Source organism: Streptomyces sp. NPDC111802 (assembly GCF_055634335.1).
This window is the reverse complement of the sequence record NZ_JBVKCZ010000021.1, coordinates 1-25,765: the sequence shown is the minus strand read 5'-3', so window position 1 is coordinate 25,765 and position 25,765 is coordinate 1. Positions and strand designations below refer to the sequence as shown.

At 71.2% G+C, this 25,765-nt stretch carries 23 protein-coding genes and 1 pseudogene; 11 read left to right on the top strand and 13 right to left on the bottom strand.

What is annotated here, in order from left to right; genetic code table 11:
- Window positions 1-12 precede the first annotated feature (12 nt).
- Both amaB and hglS read right to left on the bottom strand, forming a co-directional pair.
- Window positions 13-1,542: an L-piperidine-6-carboxylate dehydrogenase gene (amaB, locus tag ACZ7NC_RS23495; RefSeq protein WP_471490934.1), complete on the bottom strand. Its 1,530-nt coding sequence runs from the start codon at window positions 1,540-1,542 to the stop codon at window positions 13-15.
- 25 nt (window positions 1,543-1,567) lie between these two features.
- Window positions 1,568-2,965, bottom strand: coding sequence for a 2-oxoadipate dioxygenase/decarboxylase (gene hglS / locus ACZ7NC_RS23490; RefSeq protein ID WP_471490933.1), 1,398 nt, complete (start codon window positions 2,963-2,965; stop codon window positions 1,568-1,570).
- 189 nt (window positions 2,966-3,154) lie between these two features.
- Between hglS and ACZ7NC_RS23485 the strand changes: the two genes are divergently transcribed.
- Both ACZ7NC_RS23485 and ACZ7NC_RS23480 read left to right on the top strand, forming a co-directional pair.
- Window positions 3,155-4,111, top strand: coding sequence for an Imm49 family immunity protein (locus tag ACZ7NC_RS23485; protein WP_471490931.1), 957 nt, complete (start codon window positions 3,155-3,157; stop codon window positions 4,109-4,111).
- Window positions 4,112-4,212: 101 nt separating this feature from the next.
- Complete coding sequence (locus ACZ7NC_RS23480; protein ID WP_471490930.1) at window positions 4,213-5,544, top strand: cytochrome P450; 1,332 nt, start codon at window positions 4,213-4,215, stop codon at window positions 5,542-5,544.
- Between the two features lie 15 nt (window positions 5,545-5,559).
- On the opposite strand, the gene ACZ7NC_RS23475 is transcribed toward ACZ7NC_RS23480, so the two are convergent.
- The 5 genes from ACZ7NC_RS23475 to ACZ7NC_RS23455 all read right to left on the bottom strand — a co-directional run bounded on the left by ACZ7NC_RS23475 (window position 5,560) and on the right by ACZ7NC_RS23455 (window position 8,698).
- The gene (locus tag ACZ7NC_RS23475) at window positions 5,560-6,108 is read right to left on the bottom strand and encodes a YciI family protein (protein ID WP_471491114.1); all 549 of its coding nucleotides are present in this window, start codon (window positions 6,106-6,108) and stop codon (window positions 5,560-5,562) included.
- A 124-nt stretch (window positions 6,109-6,232) separates the two neighbouring features.
- Entirely contained in the window at window positions 6,233-6,736 is a 504-nt protein-coding gene (locus tag ACZ7NC_RS23470) for a winged helix-turn-helix transcriptional regulator (protein WP_471490929.1), read from the bottom strand.
- Window positions 6,733-7,791, bottom strand: a complete 1,059-nt coding sequence (locus ACZ7NC_RS23465; protein WP_471490928.1) for an LLM class flavin-dependent oxidoreductase — start codon at window positions 7,789-7,791, stop codon at window positions 6,733-6,735. Before ACZ7NC_RS23465 ends, ACZ7NC_RS23470 begins: the two co-directional genes overlap by 4 nt.
- Complete coding sequence (locus ACZ7NC_RS23460) at window positions 7,791-8,297, bottom strand: SRPBCC family protein (RefSeq protein WP_471490926.1); 507 nt, start codon at window positions 8,295-8,297, stop codon at window positions 7,791-7,793. Before ACZ7NC_RS23460 ends, ACZ7NC_RS23465 begins: the two co-directional genes overlap by 1 nt.
- 110 nt (window positions 8,298-8,407) lie before the next feature.
- Window positions 8,408-8,698: a hypothetical protein gene (locus tag ACZ7NC_RS23455; protein ID WP_471490925.1), complete on the bottom strand. Its 291-nt coding sequence runs from the start codon at window positions 8,696-8,698 to the stop codon at window positions 8,408-8,410.
- Window positions 8,699-8,948: 250 nt separating this feature from the next.
- Between ACZ7NC_RS23455 and mgrA the strand changes: the two genes are divergently transcribed.
- From mgrA to ACZ7NC_RS23440, 3 genes are all read left to right on the top strand, one after another.
- Window positions 8,949-9,992 carry an L-glyceraldehyde 3-phosphate reductase gene (mgrA, locus tag ACZ7NC_RS23450; protein WP_471490924.1) on the top strand — a complete coding sequence of 348 codons (1,044 nt, stop codon included), beginning with the start codon at window positions 8,949-8,951 and terminating at the stop codon, window positions 9,990-9,992.
- Between the two features lie 208 nt (window positions 9,993-10,200).
- Window positions 10,201-11,355 carry a S1 family peptidase gene (locus tag ACZ7NC_RS23445; RefSeq protein ID WP_471490922.1) on the top strand — a complete coding sequence of 385 codons (1,155 nt, stop codon included), beginning with the start codon at window positions 10,201-10,203 and terminating at the stop codon, window positions 11,353-11,355.
- Between the two features lie 100 nt (window positions 11,356-11,455).
- Window positions 11,456-11,782: an antibiotic biosynthesis monooxygenase family protein gene (locus tag ACZ7NC_RS23440; RefSeq protein ID WP_471490921.1), complete on the top strand. Its 327-nt coding sequence runs from the start codon at window positions 11,456-11,458 to the stop codon at window positions 11,780-11,782.
- Window positions 11,783-11,812: 30 nt separating this feature from the next.
- Here the strand turns inward: ACZ7NC_RS23440 and ACZ7NC_RS23435 are convergent, their stop codons facing one another.
- Both ACZ7NC_RS23435 and ACZ7NC_RS23430 read right to left on the bottom strand, forming a co-directional pair.
- Window positions 11,813-12,604, bottom strand: a complete 792-nt coding sequence (locus ACZ7NC_RS23435; RefSeq protein ID WP_471490919.1) for a DUF817 domain-containing protein — start codon at window positions 12,602-12,604, stop codon at window positions 11,813-11,815.
- Window positions 12,605-12,678: 74 nt separating this feature from the next.
- The gene (locus ACZ7NC_RS23430; RefSeq protein WP_471490918.1) at window positions 12,679-13,128 is read right to left on the bottom strand and encodes a hypothetical protein; all 450 of its coding nucleotides are present in this window, start codon (window positions 13,126-13,128) and stop codon (window positions 12,679-12,681) included.
- 218 nt (window positions 13,129-13,346) lie between these two features.
- Here ACZ7NC_RS23430 and ACZ7NC_RS23425 point away from each other — a divergent pair, with 218 nt between their 5' ends.
- From ACZ7NC_RS23425 to ACZ7NC_RS23415, 3 genes are all read left to right on the top strand, one after another.
- Window positions 13,347-13,721: an SH3 domain-containing protein gene (locus ACZ7NC_RS23425; RefSeq protein ID WP_471490916.1), complete on the top strand. Its 375-nt coding sequence runs from the start codon at window positions 13,347-13,349 to the stop codon at window positions 13,719-13,721.
- Between the two features lie 54 nt (window positions 13,722-13,775).
- Entirely contained in the window at window positions 13,776-14,171 is a 396-nt protein-coding gene (locus tag ACZ7NC_RS23420) for a peptidase M23 (protein ID WP_471490915.1), read from the top strand.
- Between the two features lie 78 nt (window positions 14,172-14,249).
- Window positions 14,250-15,176, top strand: coding sequence for a GNAT family N-acetyltransferase (locus tag ACZ7NC_RS23415; protein WP_471490914.1), 927 nt, complete (start codon window positions 14,250-14,252; stop codon window positions 15,174-15,176).
- A gap of 18 nt (window positions 15,177-15,194) precedes the next feature.
- Here the strand turns inward: ACZ7NC_RS23415 and ACZ7NC_RS23410 are convergent, their stop codons facing one another.
- Window positions 15,195-15,368, bottom strand: a complete 174-nt coding sequence (locus tag ACZ7NC_RS23410) for a hypothetical protein (RefSeq protein WP_471490913.1) — start codon at window positions 15,366-15,368, stop codon at window positions 15,195-15,197.
- Window positions 15,369-15,667: 299 nt separating this feature from the next.
- On the opposite strand from ACZ7NC_RS23410, the gene ACZ7NC_RS23405 reads away from it, so the two are divergent.
- Window positions 15,668-17,482: an ABC transporter ATP-binding protein gene (locus ACZ7NC_RS23405; RefSeq protein ID WP_471490911.1), complete on the top strand. Its 1,815-nt coding sequence runs from the start codon at window positions 15,668-15,670 to the stop codon at window positions 17,480-17,482.
- 171 nt (window positions 17,483-17,653) lie between these two features.
- On the opposite strand, the pseudogene ACZ7NC_RS23400 reads toward ACZ7NC_RS23405, so the two are convergent.
- From ACZ7NC_RS23400 to ACZ7NC_RS23390, 3 genes and pseudogenes are all read right to left on the bottom strand, one after another.
- Window positions 17,654-18,015 (bottom strand): annotated as a pseudogene (locus ACZ7NC_RS23400) (SpoIIE family protein phosphatase); the annotation flags it as partial.
- Between the two features lie 100 nt (window positions 18,016-18,115).
- Window positions 18,116-18,508, bottom strand: coding sequence for a VOC family protein (locus tag ACZ7NC_RS23395; RefSeq protein ID WP_471490910.1), 393 nt, complete (start codon window positions 18,506-18,508; stop codon window positions 18,116-18,118).
- Window positions 18,509-18,638: 130 nt separating this feature from the next.
- A complete protein-coding gene (locus ACZ7NC_RS23390) occupies window positions 18,639-20,327 on the bottom strand; it encodes a tetratricopeptide repeat protein (RefSeq protein ID WP_471490908.1) in 1,689 nt (562 codons plus the stop codon).
- A 282-nt stretch (window positions 20,328-20,609) separates the two neighbouring features.
- Between ACZ7NC_RS23390 and ACZ7NC_RS23385 the strand changes: the two genes are divergently transcribed.
- Entirely contained in the window at window positions 20,610-23,135 is a 2,526-nt protein-coding gene (locus ACZ7NC_RS23385) for a SpoIIE family protein phosphatase (RefSeq protein ID WP_471490907.1), read from the top strand.
- Between the two features lie 155 nt (window positions 23,136-23,290).
- Entirely contained in the window at window positions 23,291-25,687 is a 2,397-nt protein-coding gene (locus ACZ7NC_RS23380) for a SpoIIE family protein phosphatase (RefSeq protein ID WP_471490906.1), read from the top strand.
- Window positions 25,688-25,765: the final 78 nt, after the last annotated feature.

The window sequence follows — 25,765 nt, the reverse complement described above, 5'->3', positions numbered from 1 at the left end:
CCCGCCGCGCCCTCAGAGGAAGCTGACGCCCTGGGCGAGAGGGAGTTCGCTGGAGTAGTTGATGGTGTTGGTGGCCGAGCGCATGTAGGACTTCCAGGCGTCGGAGCCGGACTCGCGGCCGCCGCCGGTGTCCTTCTCACCGCCGAACGCGCCGCCGATCTCCGCTCCGGAGGTGCCGATGTTGACGTTGGCGATGCCGCAGTCGGAACCGGCTGCGGACAGGAAGATCTCGGCCTCCTGCTGGTCACGGGTGAAGATGCTGGACGACAGCCCCTGCGGGACGTCGTTGTGCAGCGCGATCGCCTCGTCGAGGGTGTCGTAGGTGAGGACGTACAGGACGGGGGCGAAGGTCTCCTCCCGTACGACGTCGGTCTGTTCGTCGACGCGGACGAGGACCGGCTCCACGTAGGCGGCCGTCGAGGCTTCGTCGGTCAGGCGACGATTGCCGCCGACCAGGATCTTGCCGCCCTGGGACTGCACGCGGGTCAGGGCGTTTCGCATGCGTGTGTGGGCCTCGGTGGAGATGAGCGGGCCGACGAGTGTGGTGTCCTCGAAGGGGCTGCCGATCGGCAGTTTGCGGTAGGCCGCGGTCAGCCGCTCGATCAGGGTGTCGGCGATGTCGCGGTGGACGATGAGGCGGCGCAGGGTGGTGCAGCGCTGGCCCGCCGTGCCGGCCGCGGCGAAGACGATGCCCTGGACGGCGAGGTCCAGGTCGGCGGACGGGGTGACGATCGCGGCGTTGTTGCCGCCGAGTTCCAGCAGGGTGCGGCCGAACCGGGCGGCGACGCGCGGGCCGACCTCGCGGCCCATACGGGTGGAGCCGGTGGCGCTGACGAGGGCGACACGGGGGTCGTCGACGAGCTTCTCGCCGACCGCACGGTCGCCGAGCAGAAGGCGGTGCACGTCGCGCGGCGCGCCGACCTCCTCCGCGGCGCGGGTCAGCAGACGGTGGCAGGCCAGGGAGGTCAGCGGGGTCAGCTCCGAGGGCTTCCAGACCACGGTGTCGCCGCAGACGAGGGCGACGGCGGTGTTCCACGACCACACGGCGGCGGGGAAGTTGAAGGCGGAGATGACGCCGACCACGCCGAGCGGGTGCCAGGTCTCGGCCAGTCGGTGGCCGGGCCGTTCGGAGGCGATCGTACGGCCGTACAGCTGGCGGGACAGACCGACCGCGAACTCGCAGATGTCGATCATCTCCTGGACCTCGCCGAGCGCCTCGGAGCGGATCTTGCCCGCCTCGATGGTGACGAGGTCGGCCAGCTCGCTCTTGTGCTCGCGCAGCAGCTCGCCGAGCCGGCGGACGAGTTCGCCGCGGCGCGGTGCGGGCGTCGTGCGCCAGGTCAGGAAGGCCGTACGGGCTGCCGCGACGGCCTCTTCGGTGTCGGCGTCGGTGGCGGCCCTCAGTCCGAAGAGGTCCTCGCCGGTGATGGGGGTGCGGGCCTGGAGGTCGCCGCCCTCGGGGACGGCGACGCCGATGCGCTCCAGGGCCGTGCGGGCGCGGGTGCGGAGGTCGTCCGTGGTGGGCAGTGCGGCGCTGGTCATGGTGGTCCCTTGGAGGTGTGAGGGGTCAGCTGAGGGTGTCGGTGAGGTCGAGTTCGCGGGCGACTCGGGCGAGGGAGCCCGCCTGCTGCCGTGCGTAGAGGGCGTAGGGGTCCAGTACGTCGCGGCCGATGGTGCCGGAGAGCCGGGCGGCGTCGTAGGCCGTGCCTTCCCGGTCGTTGTCGCGGGTGCCCTCGCCGCTGAGGTTGGACTGGAAGATTCCGGCGGCGGAGCGGGGCAGGAAGTCCTCGTAGACGATGGGCTCGGCGTGCACCCAGCCCTGCCGCAGGAGTTCGTCGACGGTGGTGGGCGGGCGGCTGCCGTCGCGCGGCCGGTCGTCGGCGAGGCGGTAGGTGAAGTAGGCCAGCCCCTTGGCGGCAAGTTCGGTTTCGCTGCCGGGCATGTGGCGCTCCCACAGGGCGCGTGCGATGTCCCCGCGGGCTGCCGTGGGGTCCGCGGACGCCTGTTCGTCGACGCGGCCGAGGAGTTCGTCGTACAGGGCGCGGCCTTCGCGGGTGAGGGCGATGCCGCGGGCCTCGACCTCGCCGAAGCGCACGCGCAGGGAGCCGCTCTCGACGCTGCCGTCGGCCAGGCGCATCGGGCGCGGCTCGGCGAGAGCCCGGAAGGAGGTCTGCCGCAGCAGGACGTCGGGGCCCTTCCAGGCGGGCGGGCCCTGGATGGTGTCGATCATCTCGATGCCGCGGTCGGTCATCCGGCGGTACAGGTCGTCGATGTCCAGGACGCGCGGAGTGAGGTGGTTGATGTGGGTGCTGCGCACGCCGCCGATGTCCGCGGCGACGGCGGAGATCCGCTCCAGGGTCCGGTACCACGCCCTGTCGACCGGCTCCCCCGACAACTCGAACGCGGATACGGCGAGTTGGAGGAACCGCTCGGCGTCGTCCTCGGGCAGTTCACGCTCGGCGGCGGCGCGGTCGGCCAGAGTGAGCAGGTCCGGTGGGAACAGCTCGCGGGCGGCGAGGAAGGCTTCGAGACGGGCGCGCAGGTCGGCGTCGAAGAAGCGGGGGTCGGCCGGGGTGAGCATGGAGGTGAAGACGCGGAAGGGATTGCGTGCGAGTTCCTCGCCGTCGACCGGGCGGAAGGCGGTGGAGACGACGGGGACCGCGCTGGCGGCGGCCTCCCGCAGGTCGTAGAAGCCGACGGGGTGCATGCCGAGAGCGCCGAAGACACGGGCGACCTGGGCCAGTTCGCGGGGTGTGCCGACGCGGATCGCTCCGTGCCGCTCGGCGGTCACCCGGCCGATGGAGCCGAGGCGTTCGGCATCGGCACCCTGTGCGCGCAGGACGTCCTCGTTGACCTCGCGCGAGACGTCCACGAGCGTGGCGTAGGCGGGAACCTCCTGCCCGTACATCTCCGACAGCCGCGCCGCGAACGCGGCTCGCAGTTGCCACTGACTGATCGTCGACATGGTTCGGCCTTTCGATCGGGGGGTGCCGAGTACGGGAGGGATGTCGATCAGCTGTCTGTGCGTCATCGTGCAGCAACGCCGCCGTCGACGTCCATCGGCGATGGCCTGGACGAGTGCACGACCTGGGCGGTCCCCGCGTTCCGATAAGGTGCCGAGTTCCGCTCTGAAGATCGCGAAAGGACGACAGTCGTGCAGGAAGTGGCGTGCCACGAGGTCAGTGAGCAGCGGACCGCGCAGGCACTGGACGACATCGGCCCACGCATCAGGGGACGTTGGCACTCGATGCGCTACGACGGCCCGTCGCTCGGGAAGCTGCGGATGACGCGTGACGACCTCCTCGACCACGTCGCCGCGCGCAGCCTGCGGGACCCCGCGCTCGACGAGGCCGCGCGAGCCGCCCTGCGCACGGCGGCGGAGTGCTCCTTGGGCATTCTGAGCGTCGGCTGTTTCCCCGACGGTGATCAGGAGATCCTCCTGCCGCTCATCGACGAGACGCTCAGCAGCGAGGACGTCTCGTTCGGCGACGCCGCCGAGGAGGCCCCCACGGCACGGACGTGGCTCGACACGTTCGCGCTGTGCGTGGTCAGCGGCTCGGTCTGGGAGTGGCAGCGGGTGATCGGGCTGCTGCTCCGGGGCGACTACGCGCCGGAGATCCGCGACGGGGTGCCGTACGCGAAGCCCGTCTCGACGTCGGATCCGGCGGGCCTCGCCGCGATGGACGCGCTGTGCGGCTATCTGACCGAGGCACGCGGGCACCTGCCCCGCGACTGGCCCACCGTGCCCCTGCGCAAGCCGGACGGCGACGAACGAGCCGAAGCGGCACGGCAGTTGGACGCGGTCGGTGCCCTGCCGCCGGACCTGCGGCTCCTCCGGGTCCTGCTCGACGACGACCGGGAGGCCTTCGAGCGGGCTCTCGTCGCCCGGGTCGTCGAGCACCGGCAGAGCGTGGGCCCCGATCCCGCCCCCAGGACGCTGCTGCCGATCGGGGCCCTCGCCCTGGCCGCCCTCGCGGTCCAGGCGCACGGGTGGGTGCCGGCCGTCCGGTCCGGCTTTCTGCCGCACGGCCTGCTCGGTTCGCCGGAGGCGCTGCGGCGGGCGGCGGACGCGGGCGAGGACCCGTCGGGCCTTTGGACGGCCGTCAAGTAGCCCGTTTCGGCGAGCTGTTCGCTGTCACCATGCGTGCTCACTCCCGTACAGTCCGTGCCACCGGCACGCGTCGCCGGCACGGGTCGACCAGGAGAAGGAACATGGACACCGAAGCCACGCTCGGCTCCCTCCCGCACACTCCGGGAACGCCGCGGCCCGTGCCCGAGGCCGAGCCCGAGCTGCTGAAGCGGTGGCGTGCGCGGGGAGGCGAACTCATCGAGCTGCTGGCCCAGGTGCGCGAGCAGGTCGGTGGTGTCGCCGCGTTCCGCCTCGGGCCGGCCCCGACCGTTCTGGTCACCGAGCCGCAGGCCGTGCAGCATGTACTCGCCCGCCACCCGGAGCAGTACGTCAAGCGCTCGCACCGCGCTCGACTGCTGGTCGGCGACGGTGTCCTCTCGGCGAGCGGTGAGGCGTGGAAGCGGCAACGCCGTCTGCTCCAGTCGCAGTTCACCGGCACCGGGATGCGCCGCTACGACCGGCGGATCACTGGGGCGGCCCGGGTCACGGCCGAGCGCTGGGCGGCGTACGCGCGTACCGGACAGGCCCTGAACGTCGGGCAGGAGATGCGTCGCTTCGCCCTGGACGCCATCTGGCGCTCGCTCACCGGCCACCCCGTCGACGACGAGACCGCGCGCGAGCTGGAGGCCGTGGAAGCCGTGGGAGCCGCCCTTCCGACGCTGCCCGCGAACGCCGAGGACGCCCGCGAGGCCGTGGCCGCCGATCTCGCCCGGATCGACGCGGTCGCCCGGCGCGCGATCGAGGCCGCCCGGGCCGGGGACGCAGGCCCCGACGGTCCGGGTCTGCTGCACGTCCTGCTCGACGCCGCCACCGAGCGGCCGGAGTACACCGACCGGCTGATCCGCGACGAGTTGGTGACGCTGCTGGCGGCCGGTCACGAGACCACGGCCAGCACCCTGACCTGGCTCTATCTGCTCCTCGACCAGTACCCTGCCGCCCGCGAGGAGGCTCTCGCCGCCGGCGTCGAGGGCTCGGAACAACGCCGCCAGGCCATCCAGGCCCTGGTCCACGAGACGCTGCGGCTCTACCCGTCCGCGTGGATCCTGCCCCGCCACGCCGCCGAGGAGGACACCCTCGCCGGCTACACCGTCGAGGCGGGCACCGACATCCTGGTCTGCCCCTACCTCACCCACCGCGACCCCGAACTGTGGCCGGATCCCGAGCACTTCGACCCGCGGCGCTTCCTCTTCCCCGACGGCCGTCCTGCCCAGCCGGGCGCCTACCTCCCCTTCGGTATCGGCCCCCGCACCTGCCTCGGCATGCAGTTCGCGCTCCGCGAGTCGACCGTCCTGCTCGAACACCTGCTGCCGGCCCACACCGTGGCCTTCGCCTCCACCCCGGCGAAGGCGAAGTACGGCATCACCGTCCGCCCCGACGGCCCCACCCCCGCGACCCTGCGAACGCCGCTCGCCTGAAGCGGGCCGCGGCCTTCAGCGCCTGCCGCCGAACTCCCATTCGTGGACCTCGACTTCGGCGTACAGGTCCGCCGTCAGCACCGCACCTGCCGTCGCCGCGTCCGTCGCCCGCACCAGCGCCGCCGTACCCAGCCAGGCGGTGCCGTCGTCGGACAGCAGCGGTCCGTAGGCGATGAGGTCCTCGCGCTCGGGCGGCTCGGCCGGGTCGGCGGACGGGTCCGGGCCGAGGCCCAGCACCAGATACCGGTTGCCGCCGCTGCTGCCACCGGGGAAGTCCCACATGGTGCGGCCCAGCATGTTGCGCCACCGGCGCAGCAGCACGTCCCGGTACACGCCGGCCTGGTGGTTGGGCTCGTCGAGGGCGAACGCGCGGGCGGCTGCGGGATCGGGCAGGTCGACGATGTGCACGCTGCCGGTCGGTGTCTCACCGTCGGTCGCGAACGTCGGGCCTCGGGCGATCATCTGCCGGGCGAACACGTCCATGTACGACCAGTGCCGCTCCAGCAAGCGCTCGCGCAGTGCCACGGAGCCGGCCCGGTCACGGTGGTAGCAAAAGAACTCCATGCCCGCAGTCTGGGCCATTGCCTCACCCGTTGTGGCAGCGTCCGCGGTCATGCCCTCGATTCCCGCGTGGACGTCGAGCGCCGGGAAACGCCAGGAGCCTGCCCGCCCACCACCGCGCCCACCGTCACTCCCGCGAGAACCGGTGCCGCACGTCGAGCCGGGACTTGAGCCGGTCCGGATAGCCGGGGCCCATCCGCGCGGTGGTGTCGTCGGCGTGCATCGGCTCGCCGCAGGCGGAGCAGACCACCTCCGCGTGAGCGTCGTGGCCGCAGGCATCGTGGTGCAGGGTGATCGGAGGCCCTTCGGGACCCGCGAGCCACCGGTCGCCCCAGTTGGCCATGGCGGCGAGGACCGGGAAGAGATCCCGGCCCTGCTCGGTCAGCAGGTACTCGTGGCGCGGCGGCTCGCTCTCGTAGAGCCGTCTCTCCAGCAGCCCCGCCTCGACCAGGCGACGCAGCCGGTCGGTGAGCGTGTTCCGGGCGATCCTCAACTCGCCCTGGAACTCGTCGAATCGGCGGCTGCCGTAGAACGCCTCCCGCAGGACGAGCGGGGTCCAGGCGTCACCGACGACGTCCAGGGTCCGCGCGATCGAGCACGGCCAGTTCGCGAAGGACGTACGCGCGCTCACGCCCGCCCTCCGACCTCGTGGACCAGCTCGATCGCCCGGCCCAGCGTGTCGAGCCGGGCCGCCAGATCCTCCCCTGCCGGGTACAGGCGTACGGTGTCCACGCCGGCGTCGCGCCAGACGCGCAGCCGCTTCCGCACCATCTCCTCCGTGCCGATCAGAGTCGTCGCGAGCACCATCTCGTCGGTCACCAGCGCGGCCGCTCCGTCCCGGTCCCCCGCCTGCCAGCGCTGCCGTACCTCCGCGGCCACGTCCGCCCAGCCCTGCCGGCTGTAGGCGCGGTTGTAGAAGTTGGTGGACGCCGAGCCCATGCCGCCGAGGCTGAAGGCCAGTTCCTTCTTGCGGCCGGCCACCATGGCGCTCAGCGCCTCCTCGTCCGGGGCGAAGGCCACCTCGGCGCCCTGGCAGATGTCCAGATCCGCACGGCCGCGCCCGCCACGCGCCAGCCCCTCGTCGAGGTGGGCGAAGTAGGCGTCGGCCGCTCCCTCGGGCACGAAGCTGGTGCCGAGCCAGCCGTCGGCGACCTCGCCGGTCAGCCGGAGCATGGCCGGTGACAGGGCGGCCAGGTAGATCGGCACGGGGTGCTCGGCCCGCATCGACAGCCTCATGGGTACGGCGTCCCCACCGGGCAGCGGGATGCGGTACTCGGTGCCGGAGTGGTCGATCTTGCCGCCGCTCAGGACCTGCCGCACGATCTCCACCGTCTCGCGGACGCGGGCCAGCGGGCGGGCGAAGGGCACGCCGTGCAGCCCCTCCATCACCTGGGGGCCCGAGGGGCCGAGGCCCAGCAGGAAGCGTCCCTGGGACAGATTGGACAGGGTGATCGCGGTCTGCGCGAGGGCGACCGGAGTGCGCGTGCCGACCTGCATGACGCCGGAGCCCAGCAGCATGCGCTCGGTGCGGGCGGCGTAGTAGCCGAGGGCGGAGGGCGCGTCGGAGCCCCAGGCCTCGGCGACCCAGCAGATGTCGAGGCCGAGTTTCTCCGCCTCGACGACGAAGTCCGCCTGCCGTGTCCAGGTGCCGAGAGCGGCCGCCTCGATCGTCGTCGCGGTTCTCATCACGCCTCCGCCAGCTTCTTGATGTGACCGAGCGTGGCGTTCATGTTGCGCTCGAACTCACGCATCCGTACGAACACGATCTTCTGTTCCTTGTCCGGCATCGCGTCGATGGCGAAGGACAGGCCGGAGCGGCCTGGTCCCATCTGCATCCACTCGGACAGCATGGTTCCGCCGTCCTCGGGGTCCAGCCGGAAGCGCCAGACGGCGCTGGGACGGGAGGGATCCTCCACGGCCCAGGCGAGGACGTGCGGGGACTCGCACTCGATGACGTGCGAGGTGGTCTCCCACTCCCCGAACGACGCGTGCCTGCTCCGGCCGACGAACCGAGCGCCCACGGCGGGCCCGGACGCACCGTCGAGCCAGTGGACGGACTGCAGCTCCTCGCTCATGCCCGGCATCAGCGTCACATCCGAGACGATCTCCCACACCCGGCCCGGGGGCGCGTCGATCCACGCCCGCACTTCGACCGTGGGCGTGTCCGCGTAGCGTGCGCCCGTCCACTCCACCTCGCACCAACCCCTTCCCCGTTGAAGGTCTGTGACCTCCAGAGTTGCGTAACGAGACTTACATCGTCAAGAGAACCGACACCAACTGACGGCACCGGGAGCCTGCTCGGCTACACCCCGGCGCCGCCCGTCTCCGTGTGCCAGACCGCCTTCTTCACCTGCTCCTCGATGTCGCTGCGCCTCTCGCCCTGTGCCTTGGCGTACTCGGCCACGGCGATCTGCAGGTCCCGGGCCAGGTCCCGCCAGGCCCGCAGTGCCGTGTTGTACGTCTCGGCCTGCCGCGGGCTCCAGCCGCCCTGTTGGGTCGGCGGTCCGTACATGTCCCGCAGCTCCTCCACGCGGCTGTGCGCCTGCTCTGCCGCGCGCTCCTTCGCCACCAGTTCTTGGAAGATAGTCGTCACACAAATGGAGCATAGGCGGGCATATCGCTTATCGCGCGCCGAGCAGCCGGAATACTCAGGCCGACAGCGGCACGACAGCCCTCTTCGCTCCTGCATTCATCGCGTTCACTGCATGCAGTGCATTCAGAAACAGCGTCGCTGAATCCGATGAGAAGGATGCGTTGGACGTCAGAATCATGCAGGAGCAAAGTGAGCACGTCCCTCACCAGGGACCGAACCACCCCGACTGCACCTTGCGGAGAACCACTCGATGAACCACGTCGCGGATCCCGAGCGCTACGACGGCACGATGCGATACCGGCGCACCGGACGCTCAGGACTCGACCTGCCCGTGCTGTCCCTGGGGTACTGGCACAACTTCGGTGACGACAAGCCCTTCGAGTCGCAGCGCGAGATCGCCCTGCGCGCGTTCGACCTCGGCATCACCCACCACGACCTCGCCAACAACTACGGCCCGCCCTACGGTTCGGCGGAGATCAACTTCGGCCGTCTGATGAAGCAGGACCTCGCGCCCTACCGGGACGAGCTGGTGGTCTCCACCAAGGCCGGCTGGGACATGTGGCCCGGCCCCTACGGTCAGGGCGGCGGCTCCCGCAAGTACGTGCTGGCCTCGCTCGACCAGTCGCTGCGGCGGACGGGGCTGGAGTACGTGGACATCTTCTACTCCCACCGGCTCGACGCCAGTACCCCGCTGGAGGAGACGATGGGCGCGCTCGACACCGCCGTCCGTCAGGGCAAGGCGCTGTACGTCGGTATCTCCTCGTACGACGCCGAGCGCTCCCGGCAGGCGGCCGCGATCCTGCGGGAGCTGGGCACTCCGCTGCTGATCCACCAGCCGTCGTACAGCATGCTCAACCGCTGGATCGAGACCGAGGGCCTGCTCGACGCGGCCGAGCAGGAGGGCTTCGGAGTGATCGGCTTCACCGCGCTCGCCCAGGGCCTGCTGACCGGGCGCTATCTGGACGGCGTGCCCGAAGGCTCGCGCGCCACGCAGGGCAAGTCGTTCGACGAGACGTGGCTGTCGGACGACATGCTGCGCAGGCTGCGCGCGCTCAACGACATCGCGGCCCGGCGCGGGCAGACCCTCGCCCAGCTGGCGCTGGCCTGGGCCCTGCGCGACCCGCGCGTGACGTCGCTGGTCATCGGCGCCTCGCGCACCGAACAGCTGGAGCAGAACGTGGCCGCGCTGGAGAACCTCGACTTCACCGACGAGGAACTCGCCGACATCGACAAGTACGCCACCGACGGCGGCGTCGACCTGTGGCAGACGGCCAGGACCGGCAACCTCGGCTGAGCACGGACGGAGCGGCCCTTCGAGCACTCCGGGCACCGGCGAGGCACCAACACCGGCACGGCACCGGCACCCGGAGTGCGGCCATTTCATCGCTTTGGTATGGACCTGACACGCCGTCATGGCTATGCTCTGCCCGACCCTGAATGAGAGCGCTCTCAGATTGCGGTTGTTCCACCCCACCTTGCTGGAACGACGAAGGGCAACTCCCTTGAGACGCACCAGACTCATGTACACCGGCCTCGCCGCACTCCTCGCCCTCGGCGGCTGGACCGCGGGCGGCACCGGACGGGCCTCGGCGGACGACTCCCCCACGGCGGCCGAACCCACCTCCGCCGGTCTGCTCCAGGCGATGCAGCGCGACCTCGGCCTGTCGAAGGAGCGGGCCGAGGCCCGGCTGGCGGCGGAACGCACCGCCATGAACCTCACACCGAAGGCACGCGAGGCGGCCGGTTCCTCCTACGGCGGCTCCTGGTTCGACGCGGAGAGCGAGCGGCTCACCGTGGCCGTCACATCGGACACGCCGCCCGCGACCGTGGGGAAGGTCCGCGCCACCGGAGCGAGCGTGCGCACCGTGGCGCACAGCGCGCGGGAGCTCGACGCGGCCAAGGCACGCATCGACCGCCTTGCCGCACCGTCGGGCGTGAGCAGTTGGCACGTCGATCCGATGGCCAACACCGTCGTCGTGAACGTCGTCCGCGCCAAGCGGGCTGACAACGATGTCCGCCAGTTCGTCTCCCGGGCCCGAGCGGCGGGACCCGTCACCGTCGAGACGGTCGGCGCGGCCCCACGCACCTTCGCGGCGGGCACGGTCGGCGGCGACCCGTACTACACGGGCAACGTCCGCTGCTCCATAGGCTTCTCGGTGCACGGCGGATTCATCACGGCCGGGCACTGCGGTCAGCCGGGGGCCGGCGTCCGGGGCTGGGACGGCAGTTACATCGGAACGTTCCAGGGCTCCTCGTTCCCGGACAACGACTACGCGTGGGTGAGCGTCGGCAGCGGCTGGTGGACGGTGCCGGTCGTCCTCGGCTGGGGCACGGTCCCCGACCGCCTCGTGCGCGGCTCGGCCGAGGCCCCCGTCGGTGCCTCCGTCTGCCGGTCCGGCTCCACGACGCACTGGCACTGCGGCACCGTGCTGGCCAAGAACGAGACGGTCAACTACAGCCAGGGCGCGGTGCACCAGATGACGAAGACCAGCGTGTGCGCCGAGCCCGGCGACTCGGGGGGCTCCTTCATCAGCGGTGAACAGGCGCAGGGCGTCACCTCGGGCGGCTGGGGCAACTGCTCCGGCGGCGGGGAGACCTGGTTCCAGCCCGTCAACGAGATCCTCGGCCGCTACGAGTTGACCCTGCACACGGCCTGACCCACAGCTGTGAGGGCGGTCCGGGCGGTGACCGGCACCGGACCGCTCCTCGCACGAGCCGCCGCGCGTGTGCCGGCGGCCGTGCGGCAGGATGAGCACCATGAGCGTAGTCAAGATCAATGTACTGACCGTGCCGGCCGAGCAGCGCGAGACGCTGGAGAAGCGCTTCGCCTCGCGTGCGCACGCCGTGGAGGGCTCCGACGGGTTCGAGTGGTTCGAACTCCTCCGGCCGGTCGAGGGCACCGACACCTACCTCGTGTACACGCGGTGGCGCGACGAGGAGTCCTTCCAGGCCTGGATGGAGGGTCCCATGAAGACGGCCCACCAGGGCGGTGGCGAGGGCGGCGAGCGTCCCAAGCCGGCGGCCAGCGGGTCCACCCTGTGGTCGTTCGAGGTCGTGCAGCAGGCGGGGCCGAAGAGCGAGTAGCGATGGGCGGCGGGGGCTCGTCCCCCGCCCTCACCCGGTCCCGGTACGACGCGACCGGGCGACGGCCGCCAGCACGAAGGTGACGCTGATCAGCAGGGACCAGGCGCCGAACTTCTCCACTCCCACGGGCTGCCAGCCGTCGAGTTGGTACGGGTAGCGCCAGGCGCCCACGTAGGTGGCGAGGTTCTCCGCGACCCAGAGGAAGAAGCCGATCAGGACGAACGACAGCGCCAGGGGCATGCTTCGGCGTACGCCGCGCACCGTGAAGCGCACCGAGCTGCCGGCCGTGACGGCGAGGAGCAGGGCGGCCAGGACCCAGCGGGCGTCGGGGAGCCAGTGATGGCTGAAGAAGTTGATGTAGATCGCCGCGGCGACCACGGCCGTCGAGCGCGGCCGGTAGCGGACCGGCTCCAGGTCGAACAGGTGCCAGGCTCGGCAGACATAGCTGCCGACAGCGGCGTACAGGAAGCCCCCGTACAGCGGGACGCCCGCGAACTTCAGTACGGCCGGCTCGGGATAGCTCCATGAGCCGAGGGACACCTTCACCAGTTCGAAGGCCAGGCCGATGACGTGACAGACGGCTATGACGCCGATGTCCCGCCCGTTCTCCCAGCCGCGCAGCCAGAACAGCAGCGTCAGCAGCACGCCGTAGACGACGAGCAGGTCGTAGCGCGCGACGGGGAGGCCGGGCAGCAGGGTGGACGCCGCCACGCCGGACATCAGGGCGATGGCGAAGGCGCAGGACCGGGTCTGTAGCCACGCGAAGTCGAACAACTGACGCAACGCGGCAGCCAAGGGGCCGGTGATGCTGGCGGTGTACATGATCCAAAGGACGAGCCCACGGCCCTCTTGGTTGCCCGCCCCGCCACCGGCCCAGGGGTGGAGCGGTCCGGCGCTCAGTACCAGTTCGTGTTCGTCAGGATGTGACCGTCACATGTCAGCAGGGCGCGCGAGACACGGCCGCTGAGGTTGTTGCCGATCTTCGTGTAGGCGTAGTCGATGCCCGGGTCGACGGTCTCCGAGACCCAGCCGTCAGCGCGTCCGGCCCCGGAGTTCGAGCGCTCCAGCACGGCGGCGCAGTTGGCGCGGGAGTTCTCGATGCGGGCGAACGAGCCGCACCGGTCGGAGTAGAAGTACTTCAGCGCCATGCCTTCGGCGGTCATGGTCGGCCCGACCTGCCGGAAGCTGCCGGCACAGCCGCCGACGGTCGGGTACTGGCCCTCGAAGCCGTAGGCGCCGTAGTTGCCGCCCGAGAACGACTCGGCCTCGGCGGTGAGCGGCGTGAGCGCCAGCAGCGCGGCGGCGCCCGAGGCGGCCAGCAGGGTCCGGAGCGATCGGCGGCGCATGCGATTCCTCTTTCATGAGGTGGTGGAGTCCTGGTCCTGGCGGTGCCGCCGGCCGTCGTCCGGTCGGGCACCGCTCGTCGTCAGGACCGTACGAGCCGCGCCGGGCGAGCGGTACCTGACAAATATCAGGGTCCCTTCGACCGCCCGTTTGCCTAGGGTTCCGAACGTCGGCCAGGTGCCGTGCAAGTGACCTGTCGGAAAAACAGGGGGAATCCACCATGCCCACTCGTACCTTCGCCCGGGCCGCGCTCGTCGGCGTCGGGGCGCTCGCTCTGCTGGGGCCGCTCACGGCCGCCACCGCGGTCGCGGCCTCCGACGCGGACCAGGGCGGCGCCCGCATCATGGCCGCGCCGTACGTCGTCGTGCCGTACGAGACGGTCAACGTCCGCTCCGGCCCGGCTCGTTCGTACGACAAGGTCGGCAGTGTCACGGCGGGCCAGCCGCGTGGCGCGTACTGCTGGGTGCGCGGCGAGACCATCAGCGACCACGGCTACACCAACAACGTGTGGGTCAAGCTCGTCGAGGGCTACGTGAGCGCCGTCTACCTCAAGGGCAACGAGTACGGCGACCTGCCCGCCTCCGCGACCTGCTGACCGCAACCACCACTGACTTCAGCCGCGCACTTTCTTTCCATCAGGGGGACACACATGAAAACAGCGCTGCGTCGTTGCGCCACCGTTCTGGCGGTGGCCGCGCTCTCCGTCGGCACCCTCGCCGCCACGGCCGAGGCCGCGCCCGCGCCCGCAGGACCCGCCGTCGCGGCGGCCAACAGCGGCGACCCGAGTCTGACCGACGTCTACATCTGGGCGACCGACGTCAATCTGCGCAGCCAGCCGACGAGCGACTCGCCGCGGCTCGCGGTGCGTTCGCAGTACTGGCTGGACGCGGTGTGCCAGACGCAGGGGCAGTACGTCCATGACCCGGCCGTCGGCGGGAACAGCTGGTGGACCGCGGTGCAGGAGTTCGCCGGCAGTGACATCGCCTGGGTGAGCAACCTCTACATCCGGGGCGGCGAGAAGATCGCCGGAGTGCCCGACTGCTGACGGCCGACGTCCGCGGGAGGGTGGGCGGCCGCGGAAAATCCGTTGCGGCCGTCCTCACCTCCCCCGGACCCTGAGCCCATGCCCTACGCCCTTCGTCCGGCCCGCCTCGCCGACGCGCCCGCCGTCACCGGACTGCTCAATGACATCGACCGGATCGAGATAGGCCGACCCGAGACCGATCTGCACACCGTCGAGGCCGATCTGAAGCGGCCCGACATCGCTCTGGACCGCGACTCGTGGCTGGTCTTCGACGGCGACCGGCTGGTGGCGTACGGCCTGCTGTGGGACGAGTCCGGAGGCGAGCGCGTCGACGTCGACCACTATGTGCTCCCCGACCATCAGCGGGCCGGGGAGCTCATCTTCGATGCGCTGGAGACCCGTTCCCTGGAGAAGGCCCGCGCGAACGGTGCGGCCAGGGCAGTGGTCCATCTGCATCTCAACACCGAGCCCACGCTCGACACGGCACTGATCGAGAAGCGGGGCTGGCACGTCGTACGGCGTTATCACGTGCTTCAGCGCCCGCTGGACGCCGCGGCGGACCACCTGCCGGAGCTTCCGGCCGGCGTACGGCTGCACCCGTGCGCCGACGAGGCCGACCGCGCGCGGGTTCACGCGCTGTACCAGTCGAGCTTCGCCGAGCACTTCGACTTCCAGCCGCGTACCTACGACCAGTGGCTGCATGACGTCGACGCGGACGTCCTCGACTGGTCCCTGGTGTGGATCGTCGGCACTGACGATCTGGGGGACGCAGGGTTCCTCATCTCACGCGACGACCGTGAGGCCATGGGCTGGATCCGCAGCATCGGCGTCCTGCGCGAGGCCCGTGGCTCCGGGCTCGGCGGACTGCTGCTGCGGCACGCGTTCGGCGCGTTCGCCGCGCGCGGACGCGACACGGTGGGACTCGGCGTGGACACCGCCAACTCCACCGGTGCTCCCGCGCTGTACGCCCGGCACGGGATGGCCGTCCACTACGCCGTGGACACCTGGGAGACGACCCTCGGCTGAGGCGGGCCGCAACCCCTGTCAGCGACCCCCGGCGTCCCGCTGGGCGCTGCTTCTTCGGGCGTTGTTGTACAGGCGCAGCAGGTGCTTGGCGACCGCGCACGGGACGGTGTCGGCATGGCACTGCCGACAGGTCCGCATGTGGTGCTCGTAGTCGGTGCGTGCCTGCTCCAGGGCATCGCCTTGAGTCGACATGAAGGGTCCTCCGAGGTGACGGTGGAAAGGTGCCGAAAAGGGGAGAAGCGGGCACCGAAGTGACTGCTCGGTAACCCTGGAGAAAGTTGACCACGTTACTCGCGGTAGTCAAAAGTCGCGCCCCCACCGCCCCGCACCTCCCCCGTACGCCGCCCCCCGGTCGGAAAACGCGTGGACTCCGCAGCCACTGTCGCGGGACACTGCGTATTCATATCGACACTCAACGTAGTCACTTGCGGCGATGCCCCCTGCCCGCGGTAGCGCGCAGCGGGCTGCCGCACCACATCACAGGGGGTGGGATGGGAACGCCTGAGCCTCGCAGGGTTCTGCCGGGCAAACGCTCTGTGCTTCTCGCACTTCGTTACTACGGACGGGAGTTGGCCCGGCTGCGGTGGCTGACGGTACCCACCATGCTGCTGTCGGCGTTCGGCAACATCGGAATCAACTACATCGCGCCGCTGATCGTCGCCAAGCTCGTCGGCGCCATCGCCGGCGACAAGGACGTCACCGTCGCCTCGACGCTGCCCTACATCCTGGGCTTCGTCGCTGTCCTCCTGCTCGCGGAGACGCTGTGGCGCATCGCACTGCACTGTCTGAACCGCCTGGACGCCCTTGGCGTCGAGCATCTGTACGTGATCGGGATGGACGAACTGTTCGCGAAGGACGCCGCGTTCTTCCACGACAACTTCGCCGGATCGCTGACCAAGCGCGTCCTGAGCTTCGCCTCCCGCTACGAGGACTTCGTCGACACACTGACCTTCCAGATCGTCGGCAGCTTCGTGCCGCTGGCGTTCGGGGCGGTGGTGTTGTGGCGCTACGACCCACTGCTGGTCGTCGGGCTCCTGACGATGGTCGCGGTCACCGCGCTGTGCGTGGTTCCCCTCATCCGGCGCCGGCAGGCGCTGGTCGACCAGCGTGAGGAGGCGATCGCGAGGATGTCGGGACATGTCGCCGACAGTCTGATGAACATGGACACGGTGCGGGCGTTCGCCGCCGAGGAGGGCGAGGCCGCCGAGCACCGCTCCCGGGTCGCGGAGTCGCGTCGGCTCATGCTGCGGTCGTGGGACTACGGCAATCTGCGCATCGACACACTGGTCGCTCCGATGTCGGTGCTGACCAGCGCGCTGGGCCTGCTGCTCGCGGTGACGCTCGGTGGCGGCGGGCACGGGGTGGAGGCGATCGTGGTCGCGTTCACCTACTACACCAACGCGACGCGGATCATGTTCGAGTTCAACCAGATCTACCGTCGGCTGGAGAGCTCGATGACGGAGGCCGCGCAGTTCACCGAACTGCTGCTGACACCGCCGACCGTGCTGGACCCGCCGTCGCCGGAGCCGCTGCTGCCGGCGCCCGCCGACGTCCGCTTCGAGAAGGTGAATTTCAGCCACGCCGGAGGTCGGCCGCTGTTCGAGGGCCTCGAGCTGGATGTGTCCGCCGGGACGAAGATCGGCCTCGTGGGCCGGTCCGGGGGTGGCAAGACCACCCTCACCCGGCTGCTGTTACGGATGACCGACATCGACGGCGGCCGGATCCTGATCGGCGGTCAGGACATCAGCCAACTGCGCCAGGCCGACCTGCGGGGTCTGATCGCCTACGTACCGCAGGATCCGGCGATGTTCCACCGCACCCTGCGGGAGAACATCGCCTTCGCCCGGCCGGGCGCCGACGACGCCGAGATCCGCCGCGCGGCCGAGGCGGCGCATGTCACGGAGTTCGCCGACGCGCTGCCGGACGGCTTCGACACCATGGTGGGCGAGCGCGGGATCAAGCTGTCCGGCGGTCAGCGCCAGCGAGTCGCCCTCGCCCGCGCGATCCTGCGCGACGCACCGATCCTGCTGCTCGACGAGGCGACCAGCGCCCTGGACTCGGAGAGCGAGATCCTCGTCCAGGAGGCGCTGTGGCGGCTCATGGAGGGCAGGACCGCGCTCGTGGTGGCGCATCGGCTGAGCACGGTCGCCACCATGGACCGACTCGTCGTTCTCGACCGCGGTCAAATCGTCGAGCAGGGCACCCACGACGAACTGCTCGCCTCGGACGGCGCCTACGCGAAGCTGTGGCAGCACCAGTCGGGGGGTTTCCTCGACGACAGCCCCGCACGGGCGGAGTTGCCCTGACCGGGAACGGCCCGGCCCCGGGCGGCGAAGAGCGTTCCGCTGCCCCGGGCTCGCCCGAGCCCGACCAGGACCCGGAGCAGAGCCGACGGATCGGACGTCGTAGGGGGCGAGGGGCCAGCCCGACCCTGAACAGCCCCTGTCGTTCGGTGAGCCAGGTGTGTCACCGGGTGTCGAGTGGATCAGCCGCCGCAGGGTCTCCGGAGCCAGCTCGCCCGCGGCGGTGGCCCGCATGATGTAGTCGGTGAAGTGCTCAAGGCCGAACATCCCCCCATCCCGGGTCCGTGACTCGGTGACCCATCGGCGGATCGGCGTCCCGCTCCATGGCGTCGACGAGCAGCCACTGATCCCGGATGAGCAGCGGCGCGGGATGTCCGCAGTTGGTCCAGCGCAACAGGCCGCTCACCAGGTCCAGTTGGGCGAGGACGCCGGTGCAGAACGGCCAGCGACACCGCGGTGGTCAGTCCCGAGGCCAGGTTGTGGCCCATGGCGTCGAGGACGGCGGCGTGCAGGGTGGTCTCGGTGAGGGAGTCGTCAGCAGGCTCACACCGGGGCCGGTGACCTGCCCGGCGACCGCGGCGGGCCGGGCCGACCGCGGGCCCGGCGCCACCGCCGTGGGGAGGAGAACGCCTTCGGTCAGTGCTCCTGGAGCACGGAGAGGACGTTCCCGGCCGGGTCCGTGAACCACGCGATGGCCGCCGGGCCGCCCTCGCCGACCCGGACAACGCCCTGCTCGTCGTGGTCGAATCCGGGATAGCGCTCCAAGGACACACCGCGCCGCTCCAGTTCGGCGACGGCGGCCGTGATGTCGTCCACGGGGAAGTTGAGGATCGTGAACGTGGCGGGGGTGTGCGACTGCTTGGGGTAGACGAAGACCTGTGCGCCGCTGCCGAGCTTGAGGATCAGCACGCGCATGTCCCCCTCCCCGGTCTCCTCCACCTCCAGGCCGAGTGTCTCGCCGTAGAAGCGGCGGGCCTCGCCGAGGTCGTCGACCGAGAAGCCGCTGAACGCCTGCGATTGTCCGAGCATGCCGTGTGTCTCCTTCGCGGGGAGCTGTCCTGACGTCTCAGGGCACACCACGCACGCCGAGGGCCGGACGCACGCCACGCGTCCGGCATCCGGATGGTCGTGCGCCCTTCACCCGCAGGGTGCGACGCCCTCATCGGCGTTCGGCGCAGCAGTCGTCCTCGGCTGTGCCAGGGGTGCTCGTGCCGATCCGGCAGAAGCAGGAGGCCTCGATCGGTACGTCCGCCAGCGCGGCGGCGAGGTGCAGTTGCTGGGCCACCATCTGCGCCTCCCCGGTCCGGCCCAGACGCAGCAGGCACTCGTGCAGGCCGTGCAGGGACCAGACGTTGCCGGGATGCTGCAGAGCGCGCGGGAGGGAGCCGTCGAGGCCCAGGTCGGCCCGGTAGACCGCCTCGGCCTCCTCGATGCGGCCCTGTTCGAGGAGGAGGGCGCCGTAGGCATGCCTGGTGGGCTGCATCCAGCCCCACGGTTCGTCGTAGGGGAGGTTGTCGTCCAGGTCGATGGAGCGGCGCAGCGCGGTGAAGGCCGCGTCGTAGTTGCCCTTGCGGTATTCCAGTTCACCGTCGAGCATCGCCGAGGCGATCGCCAGGATGTCGGCGCAGGTGTTGTTGAACAGCATGCGGGTCTCGGGGACCCGGGCGACCGCCGCATGAAAGAGCAGGCGTTCCGCTTCCGCCTCCGGGATGCGGTGGGTGGCGGACAGGGCGACGCCGCGGGCGTAGTGGAGCATCGCGGTCGTCATGGCGTACAGCTCGGGGTCGGTGGGCAGCGGCCGGTCGAGGATGTCGTCCCAGCGGCCGAAGCGGATCAGGGCGTGGACGCGCATGGCGAGGAAGGCCTCGAGCCAGTCGGCCATGGGCGGGCTCGGCACGCGCAGGAGGTCCTCGGGGATGGACGCCTCGAGCTGTGCCGCGGTCCGGAGGGCCACCACGGACTGGCCGAGGAACATCGCACCGTAGATCTTGAAGTGGTAGTTGTGCGAGCGGTACAGGGTGTAGAAGTTCATCGCCCCGGCTCGGGCGTGGTACTTCTCGTCGGCCTCGATGGCCGCCGTGTTGTCCGAGACGACCCGCCGGTAGTCGCCGCAGAGTACCTCCAGGTGGGAGGGCATGTGGAGGAGGTGCCCGGCGTCCGGTACGAGTCCGCGCAGCCGGTCCGCGACGGGCAGGGCCAGCTCCGGGGCCGGGGACATCTCCATCAGGTGGATGTACAGGTGGACCAGCCCCGGGTGGTCGCGTCCGGCGTCGGTGGCGAGGGCCCGGTCGAGGACGTCCTTGGCCTCCAGGGTGCGTGCGCCTTCGGCCGGTTCACCGCTCCTGAGGTCCCACAGCTGCCAGGGGGTGAGGTTCATCAGCGCGTCGGCGTACAGGGTGGCGATGTCCGGGTCGTCGGGGGCGAGATCGTAGACCAGGCGCATGCTGTCGGCGTAGGAGACGTTCCAGACCGAGCAGTCCTCCACCGCCTTGGCCTGCGGATAGCGGGCACGCAGTGCGCCGATCAGGGCCCGTTCGACGGGGGTGCCGGTCGCCGCCTTCTCATGGGCCAGCTCCACGGCGGCGTGAGTGCGGTCCACGGTGCGCACGAGGTCCTGGTCGTCGAAGAACTCCCAGGGCTTGTTGTAGTTCGGGCCGAGCGCGTAGGCGATGCCCCAGTGGGCCATGGCGCAGTCGGGGTCGGCCTCGGCCGCGGTCTCGAAGCAGACGACGGCCTCCTCGTGGTGGAAGGCGTACGTCCAGGCCAGCCCGCGGTCGAACCAGAGCTGGGCGTGGGCGGAGGACGTGGTGACGGTGCGGGTGTGGGTGCCGAGGTCGTAGTACTCCATGGCGTCTGCTCTCCTGCCTGTGGCGTGCCCACCGGATCGTGACCGAGTCCTTCTGCCAGCATCCGCCCTGCCATCCGCTGTGGTGCCGTTTCGCTGTCGGATGTCGGGAACGCGTTTCCGGGACGGCCGTGACGCCGGCAAGCGATGCCCCTCCGATCCCCCCGATCCCCCGTCCCCATGATCGACGGCACCTGATTCGCGCCGCCCAGGTGCGGGCGGGGTGCGTCGTGGCGCATTCTTGCTGTGTCGCGGGCGTGACGGCGTACTGACGAGGTAGGGCCGATGACGGTGAGCGCCGAAGGCGCAGAGCGGACGCCCGGCGGGCTGGCGGCGCTGCTGATCGATGCCTCGGCCGAGGCGATCAGCGCGGCGGCCGGCCACGCGGGAGGGGTCTATCTGCGCTCAAGCACGCCCGGACTGCTCCGTCTGGCGGTGCTGGAGGGGGTGCCGGGGCCGTTGTTCCGGCCGTGGTGGCGGCTGCATGTGGACCGCCCGTTCCCCGTCGCGGACGCCTATCGGCTCGGGGTTGAGGTGGTGCTGCCGAACGCTACGGAGACGATGCGCCGCTATCCGCAGTTCGCCGCCGGTCTGCCGTTCCAGTTCGGATCCGTGCACGTCCCTGTCACGAGCGGGTCGTCCGTCTTCGGGGTGCTGACGGTGCTGCGGCCCTCGGCGCCGGACGCCACGGAGCTGCTGCCGGTGCGCGAGCGCATGGCGCAGGTGGCGAAGGAGCTGGGCTCGGCGCTGCGGGGCCTGGAGAAGGGGGACGGGCCCGCGGTTTCCTGGGACGACGGGCCCCTGTGCGTCCGGCCGCCGGCCCGGCGTCGGCCTTCCGGATATCTCGGCCGGTTCGCCTGGGACCCGGTGACGGGTTCGGTGAGCGCCGAGGAGCGGCTGAACGTCGTGCTCGGTACGGTCCCCGGCGAGGCCCACGCCAGCGTGCAGGCGTTCGCGGAGGCCGTCGCCCCGAGGGACACGGAGCGGATTCTCGCGGCCCTGCGGGAGGCGGCCGGTGGCCGGCCGCCGGCCCTGCCGCTGTACGTACGTGCGCCCAACGGCGCACTGCGGCTGGTCGAGATCTGGGGGCCCTACGACGACGCGGCCCCCTTCGGCATGGCGCCCGTGCGAGGTGTCGTCCTGGATCCGGGGGAGAGCGCGGTGGCCGAGGTGGCAGCCGATCTGCTGCCGGACGGCATCTTCTGCCTGGACCGGCTGGGAGCGGTCGTCTACGCCAATCCGCACGCGGCACAGCTGCTGCGCCGCTCACGTACCGAACTGCTCGGCCGGATCCTGTGGGAGACCGTGCCGTGGCTGAACCAGCCCGCCGTCGAGGACCATCTGCGGGTGGCTCTGCTGTCGCCGGAGCCGGTGCACTTCCACGTCCGCAGACCGTCGGCCCAGGAGCATGATCCCGCCGCCAGCCCGTTCGGGGGCGACTGGCTCGCGCTGTCCCTGTATCCCGGCCCCGACCTGCTGACCTGCACCATCCGCCCGGGGCACGGCGTGGCGGACCATCCGTCGGACCTTCCCGACACGCAGGTCACACCGGAGCCGGCCGGCGCGACGTCGCTCGCTCCGCTGTACCGGCCCATCGTCCTGGCCATCGCGCTCACCGAGGCGGTCACCCCGCGTCAGGTGTCCGCCGTCGTGATGCGGGAGCTGCTGCCCGTGTTCGGCGGCCGCCGGCTGGCCATCTACCTGCTCCAGGAGCGGCATCTCCATCTGGCCTGGGAGACGGGCTTCCCCAAAGGGTTCCTCGCCCCGTTCGAAGGTGTGGGGCTGGACGAGGGCCTGCCGGGGGTGGAGACGCTGACCACCGGACGCCCGCTGTTCTTCGACTCGATGCAGCAGCTCGCCGACGCCTATCCGGGTATCGCGCTGGACGCCACGGAGGGCGCCCGCGCCTTCCTGCCGCTGATCGCCTCCGGGCGCCCCGTGGGCTCCTGCATCCTCGGTTTCGACGGGCCGCGCAGCTTCAGCTCCGAGGAACGCGCGGTGCTCACCGCCATGGCCGGGTTGATCGCGCACGCCCTGGAGAAGGCGCAGCGCTACGAGAGCGAGGCCGCGTTGGCCCGCGGGCTCCAGCAGGCGCTGCTCCCCCGGCGGCTGTCCCAGCACCCGCTGCTGGAGACCGCCGGGCGCTATCTGCCGGGCACCCAGGGCATGGAGGTGGGCGGCGACTGGTACGACGTCGTGCCCGCCGGCGACGGGCTGGCCCTGGTCATCGGCGATGTGCAGGGGCACGGTGTGCAGGCGGCGGCGACCATGGGTCAGATCCGCAGCGCCGTGAGGGCCTTCGCGCTCGGCGACCGGCCGCCCGACGAGGTCATGAGCGGTACCAACCATCTGCTCATCGACCTCGACACGGGCCTGTTCGCGAGCTGCTGCTACATCCGGCTGGACCCCGCGACCGGTCTCGCCCAGGCGGCCGTCGCCGGGCACCCGCGTCCGCTGCTGCGCCGCCGCGACGGCCGTACGCAACTCCTGGACCTGCCGGGCGGGGTCGTGCTCGGCGTGGATCCGCAGGCCCGGTATCCGGTGGAGGAGCTGCGGATGGAGCCCGGTGCCGTGCTGGCGCTGTATACGGACGGGCTGGTCGAACGGCCCGGCGTCGACATCGACGAGGGCATCAGCGCGCTGCGGGTGGCGCTGGCCAAGGCCGGTGCCCCCGGCGCTCGCCTTGGCGGCCGCTCGCTGGCCGGCATGGCGGACCGGCTCACCGCGACGGCCCGGCACATGGCGGACCGCCCGGATGACATCGCCCTGCTGCTCGCGACCCGGCGGGCCACGCCGCTGCGCGGGAAGTGAGGGTGCCCACCATCGGCGTACCCCCGTCGGGGATACGGGAGTTGCCCGGATTCCACCGATCACGCCGGTGATCGAAGTGTGAGAGAGGAAACAGCTTCTGTCACGGTGTGTGACGTCTCTCGCCTCCGGGGGCCCGGCAGTGTAGACATGGGCACATGGTCCGACTATCGGGTCGATCCGGGGCCCGGTCGGCCAGTCGTCCCAGCGGTCCGCGCACCTGGCGTGCGCCCGACCGCGGCAGCCTCGTGCCCGAGCGGGGCGTACCACGCGATCCGGAGGGCCAGCACAAGGGCCCGCTCGCCTGGTTGCGGTCGTCGGTCGGCGGTCGCAGCGTCGCCGGGCAGGTGTTCCTGCTGCAAGTGGTGATCGTGCTGCTGCTGGTGGTCGCCGCGGTGGTGGCCCTGGTGCTTCAGGTGCGCTACGACTCCACTCAGGAGGCGCGCAACCGTTCGGTGGCGGTGGCCGAGGCGTTCGCGAACGCGCCGGGCACCCGGGAGGCGCTGCGGAGCCCTGATCCCACGGCCCTGCTCCAGCCCCGGGCCGAGGCGGCGCGCGAGGCGACCGATGTGGACTTCATCGTCGTCATGAACACCGACGGCATCCGTTACACCCACCCCAAGCCGGACCGCATCGGCAAGCACTTCGTCGGGAACCTGGAGCCCGCGCTGGAGGGCAAGGTGGTGACCGAGCAGATCACCGGCACCATCGGCCCGCTCGTCCAGGCCGTCGTCCCCATCAACGATCCCGACGGAAAGGTCGTCGGCCTGGTGTCGGCCGGGATCACGACCGCCACCGTGGGCGGCACGGCCGACCGCCAACTGCCCCTCGTCCTGACCGCCGCGGCGGTCGCGCTCGCCCTGTCCACGGCCGGCACCGCGCTGGTCAGCCGACGCCTGCTGCGGCAGACGCACGGCCTGGGGCCGGATGAGATGACCCGGATGTACGAGCACCATGACGCCGTCCTGCACGCCGTGCGGGAGGGCGTGATCATCGTCGGCGACGAGGGCAGGCTGCTGCTCGCCAACGACGAGGCGCACCGCCTGCTCGACCTGCCCGAGGACGCGGAGGGGCACCGCGTGCTCGACCTCGGCCTCGCCCCCGACACGGCCGAACTGCTGGACTCCGGCCGGATGGCCACGGACGAGGTGCACCTGGTCAAGGACCGGCTGCTGGCGGTCAACCAACGCCCCACCCACCTCAGGGGCCGGCCCTCCGGCAGCGTCGCCACGCTGCGCGACTCGACCGAGCTGCGCGCCCTGTCCGGTCGCGCCGAGGAGGCCCGCGAGCGTCTCGACATGCTGTACGACGCCGGGGTGGGCATCGGCACCAGCCTGGACGTGACCCGTACCGCCGAGGAACTGGCGGAGCTGGCGGTGCCCCGGTTCGCGGACTACGCCACCGTCGACCTGTTCGACGCCGTACTCGGGGGCGGGCAGCCGGAGGCGGGCACCCGGCTGCGGCGCACGGCGTGCAGCGGGGTACGCAAGGACGCGCCGCTGTACCCGGTGGGCGAGCAGATCCGGTTCGTCGACGCCTCGCCGCAGGGCCGCGCGCTCAAGGACGAGCAGGCCGTCGTAGAGCCGCGGCTGGAGGAGGCGCCGGGCTGGCGTGCCCAGGACCAGGAGCGCTCGGCGCAGGTCGTGCAGTTCGGCATCCACTCGCTGATCGCGGTGCCGCTCAGGGCGGGGTCCCTGGTGCTGGGCGTGGTGAGTTTCTGGCGGTCCCGGAAGTCCGGTCCGTTCGACGCCGACGAGCTGGCGCTGGCGGAGGAGCTGGTCGCGCGGGCGGCGGTCTCCATCGACAACGCCCGCCGGTACACCCGCGAGCACAGCATGGCGGTGACGCTCCAGCGCAGCCTGCTGCCGCGCAGTCTGCCCGAGCAGAACGCCCTGGACATCGCCTACCGGTACCTGCCGGCGCAGGCCGGGGTCGGCGGCGACTGGTTCGACGTGCTGCCGCTGTCCGGCGCCCGGGTCGCGCTGGTGGTGGGGGATGTCGTCGGCCACGGGCTGCACGCGGCGGCGACGATGGGACGGCTGCGTACGGCCGTGCACAACTTCTCCGCCCTGGACCTGCCGCCCGACGAACTGCTCGCGCTCCTCGACGAGTTGGTCGCCCGCATCGACCAGGACGAGGCTGAGGAGTCCGACAGCGCAGCGGTGACCGGCGCGACCTGTCTGTACGCGGTCTACGACCCGGTGTCGCGGATGTGCACGGTCGCCCGGGCCGGTCATCCGCCGCCGGCCGTGGTCCGGCCGGACGGCACCGTGGAGTTCCCCGAGGTGCCCGCCGGTCCCCCGCTCGGCCTGGGCGGGCTGCCGTTCGAGACGGCCGAACTGGAGCTGGCGGAGGACAGCCGGCTCGTGCTGTACACGGACGGGCTGGTGGAGGACCGGGAACGGGACATCGACGAGGGTCTGGACCTGCTGCGGGACGCGCTGGCCGGGGCCGGCCGGTCGCCGGAGGAGACCTGCCAGGCCGTACTGGAGGCCCGGCTGCCGGCCCGGCCGAGCGACGACATCGCGCTGCTAGTGGCCTGCGCCAGTAGTTGATCGTTAGTTGTTGTGTGACTTCTGCTGCTGGTGCGTCAGTTCCTCGTCGGGGTCCGAAGCTGGAGCCGTTGCTGCTGT

Coding starts and splice junctions, on each gene's coding strand:
- amaB (WP_471490934.1), bottom strand. CDS start 1,542: ATGACCAGCGCCGCACTGCCCACCACGGACGACCTCCGCACCCGCGCC.
- hglS (WP_471490933.1), bottom strand. CDS start 2,965: ATGTCGACGATCAGTCAGTGGCAACTGCGAGCCGCGTTCGCGGCGCGG.
- ACZ7NC_RS23480 (WP_471490930.1), top strand. CDS start 4,213: ATGGACACCGAAGCCACGCTCGGCTCCCTCCCGCACACTCCGGGAACG.
- ACZ7NC_RS23475 (WP_471491114.1), bottom strand. CDS start 6,108: ATGGAGTTCTTTTGCTACCACCGTGACCGGGCCGGCTCCGTGGCACTG.
- ACZ7NC_RS23465 (WP_471490928.1), bottom strand. CDS start 7,791: ATGAGAACCGCGACGACGATCGAGGCGGCCGCTCTCGGCACCTGGACA.
- mgrA (WP_471490924.1), top strand. CDS start 8,949: ATGAACCACGTCGCGGATCCCGAGCGCTACGACGGCACGATGCGATAC.
- ACZ7NC_RS23440 (WP_471490921.1), top strand. CDS start 11,456: ATGAGCGTAGTCAAGATCAATGTACTGACCGTGCCGGCCGAGCAGCGC.
- ACZ7NC_RS23435 (WP_471490919.1), bottom strand. CDS start 12,604: ATGTACACCGCCAGCATCACCGGCCCCTTGGCTGCCGCGTTGCGTCAG.
- ACZ7NC_RS23430 (WP_471490918.1), bottom strand. CDS start 13,128: ATGCGCCGCCGATCGCTCCGGACCCTGCTGGCCGCCTCGGGCGCCGCC.
- ACZ7NC_RS23425 (WP_471490916.1), top strand. CDS start 13,347: ATGCCCACTCGTACCTTCGCCCGGGCCGCGCTCGTCGGCGTCGGGGCG.
- ACZ7NC_RS23420 (WP_471490915.1), top strand. CDS start 13,776: ATGAAAACAGCGCTGCGTCGTTGCGCCACCGTTCTGGCGGTGGCCGCG.
- ACZ7NC_RS23415 (WP_471490914.1), top strand. CDS start 14,250: ATGCCCTACGCCCTTCGTCCGGCCCGCCTCGCCGACGCGCCCGCCGTC.
- ACZ7NC_RS23410 (WP_471490913.1), bottom strand. CDS start 15,368: ATGTCGACTCAAGGCGATGCCCTGGAGCAGGCACGCACCGACTACGAG.
- ACZ7NC_RS23405 (WP_471490911.1), top strand. CDS start 15,668: ATGGGAACGCCTGAGCCTCGCAGGGTTCTGCCGGGCAAACGCTCTGTG.
- ACZ7NC_RS23395 (WP_471490910.1), bottom strand. CDS start 18,508: ATGCTCGGACAATCGCAGGCGTTCAGCGGCTTCTCGGTCGACGACCTC.
- ACZ7NC_RS23390 (WP_471490908.1), bottom strand. CDS start 20,327: ATGGAGTACTACGACCTCGGCACCCACACCCGCACCGTCACCACGTCC.
- ACZ7NC_RS23385 (WP_471490907.1), top strand. CDS start 20,610: ATGACGGTGAGCGCCGAAGGCGCAGAGCGGACGCCCGGCGGGCTGGCG.
- ACZ7NC_RS23380 (WP_471490906.1), top strand. CDS start 23,291: ATGGTCCGACTATCGGGTCGATCCGGGGCCCGGTCGGCCAGTCGTCCC.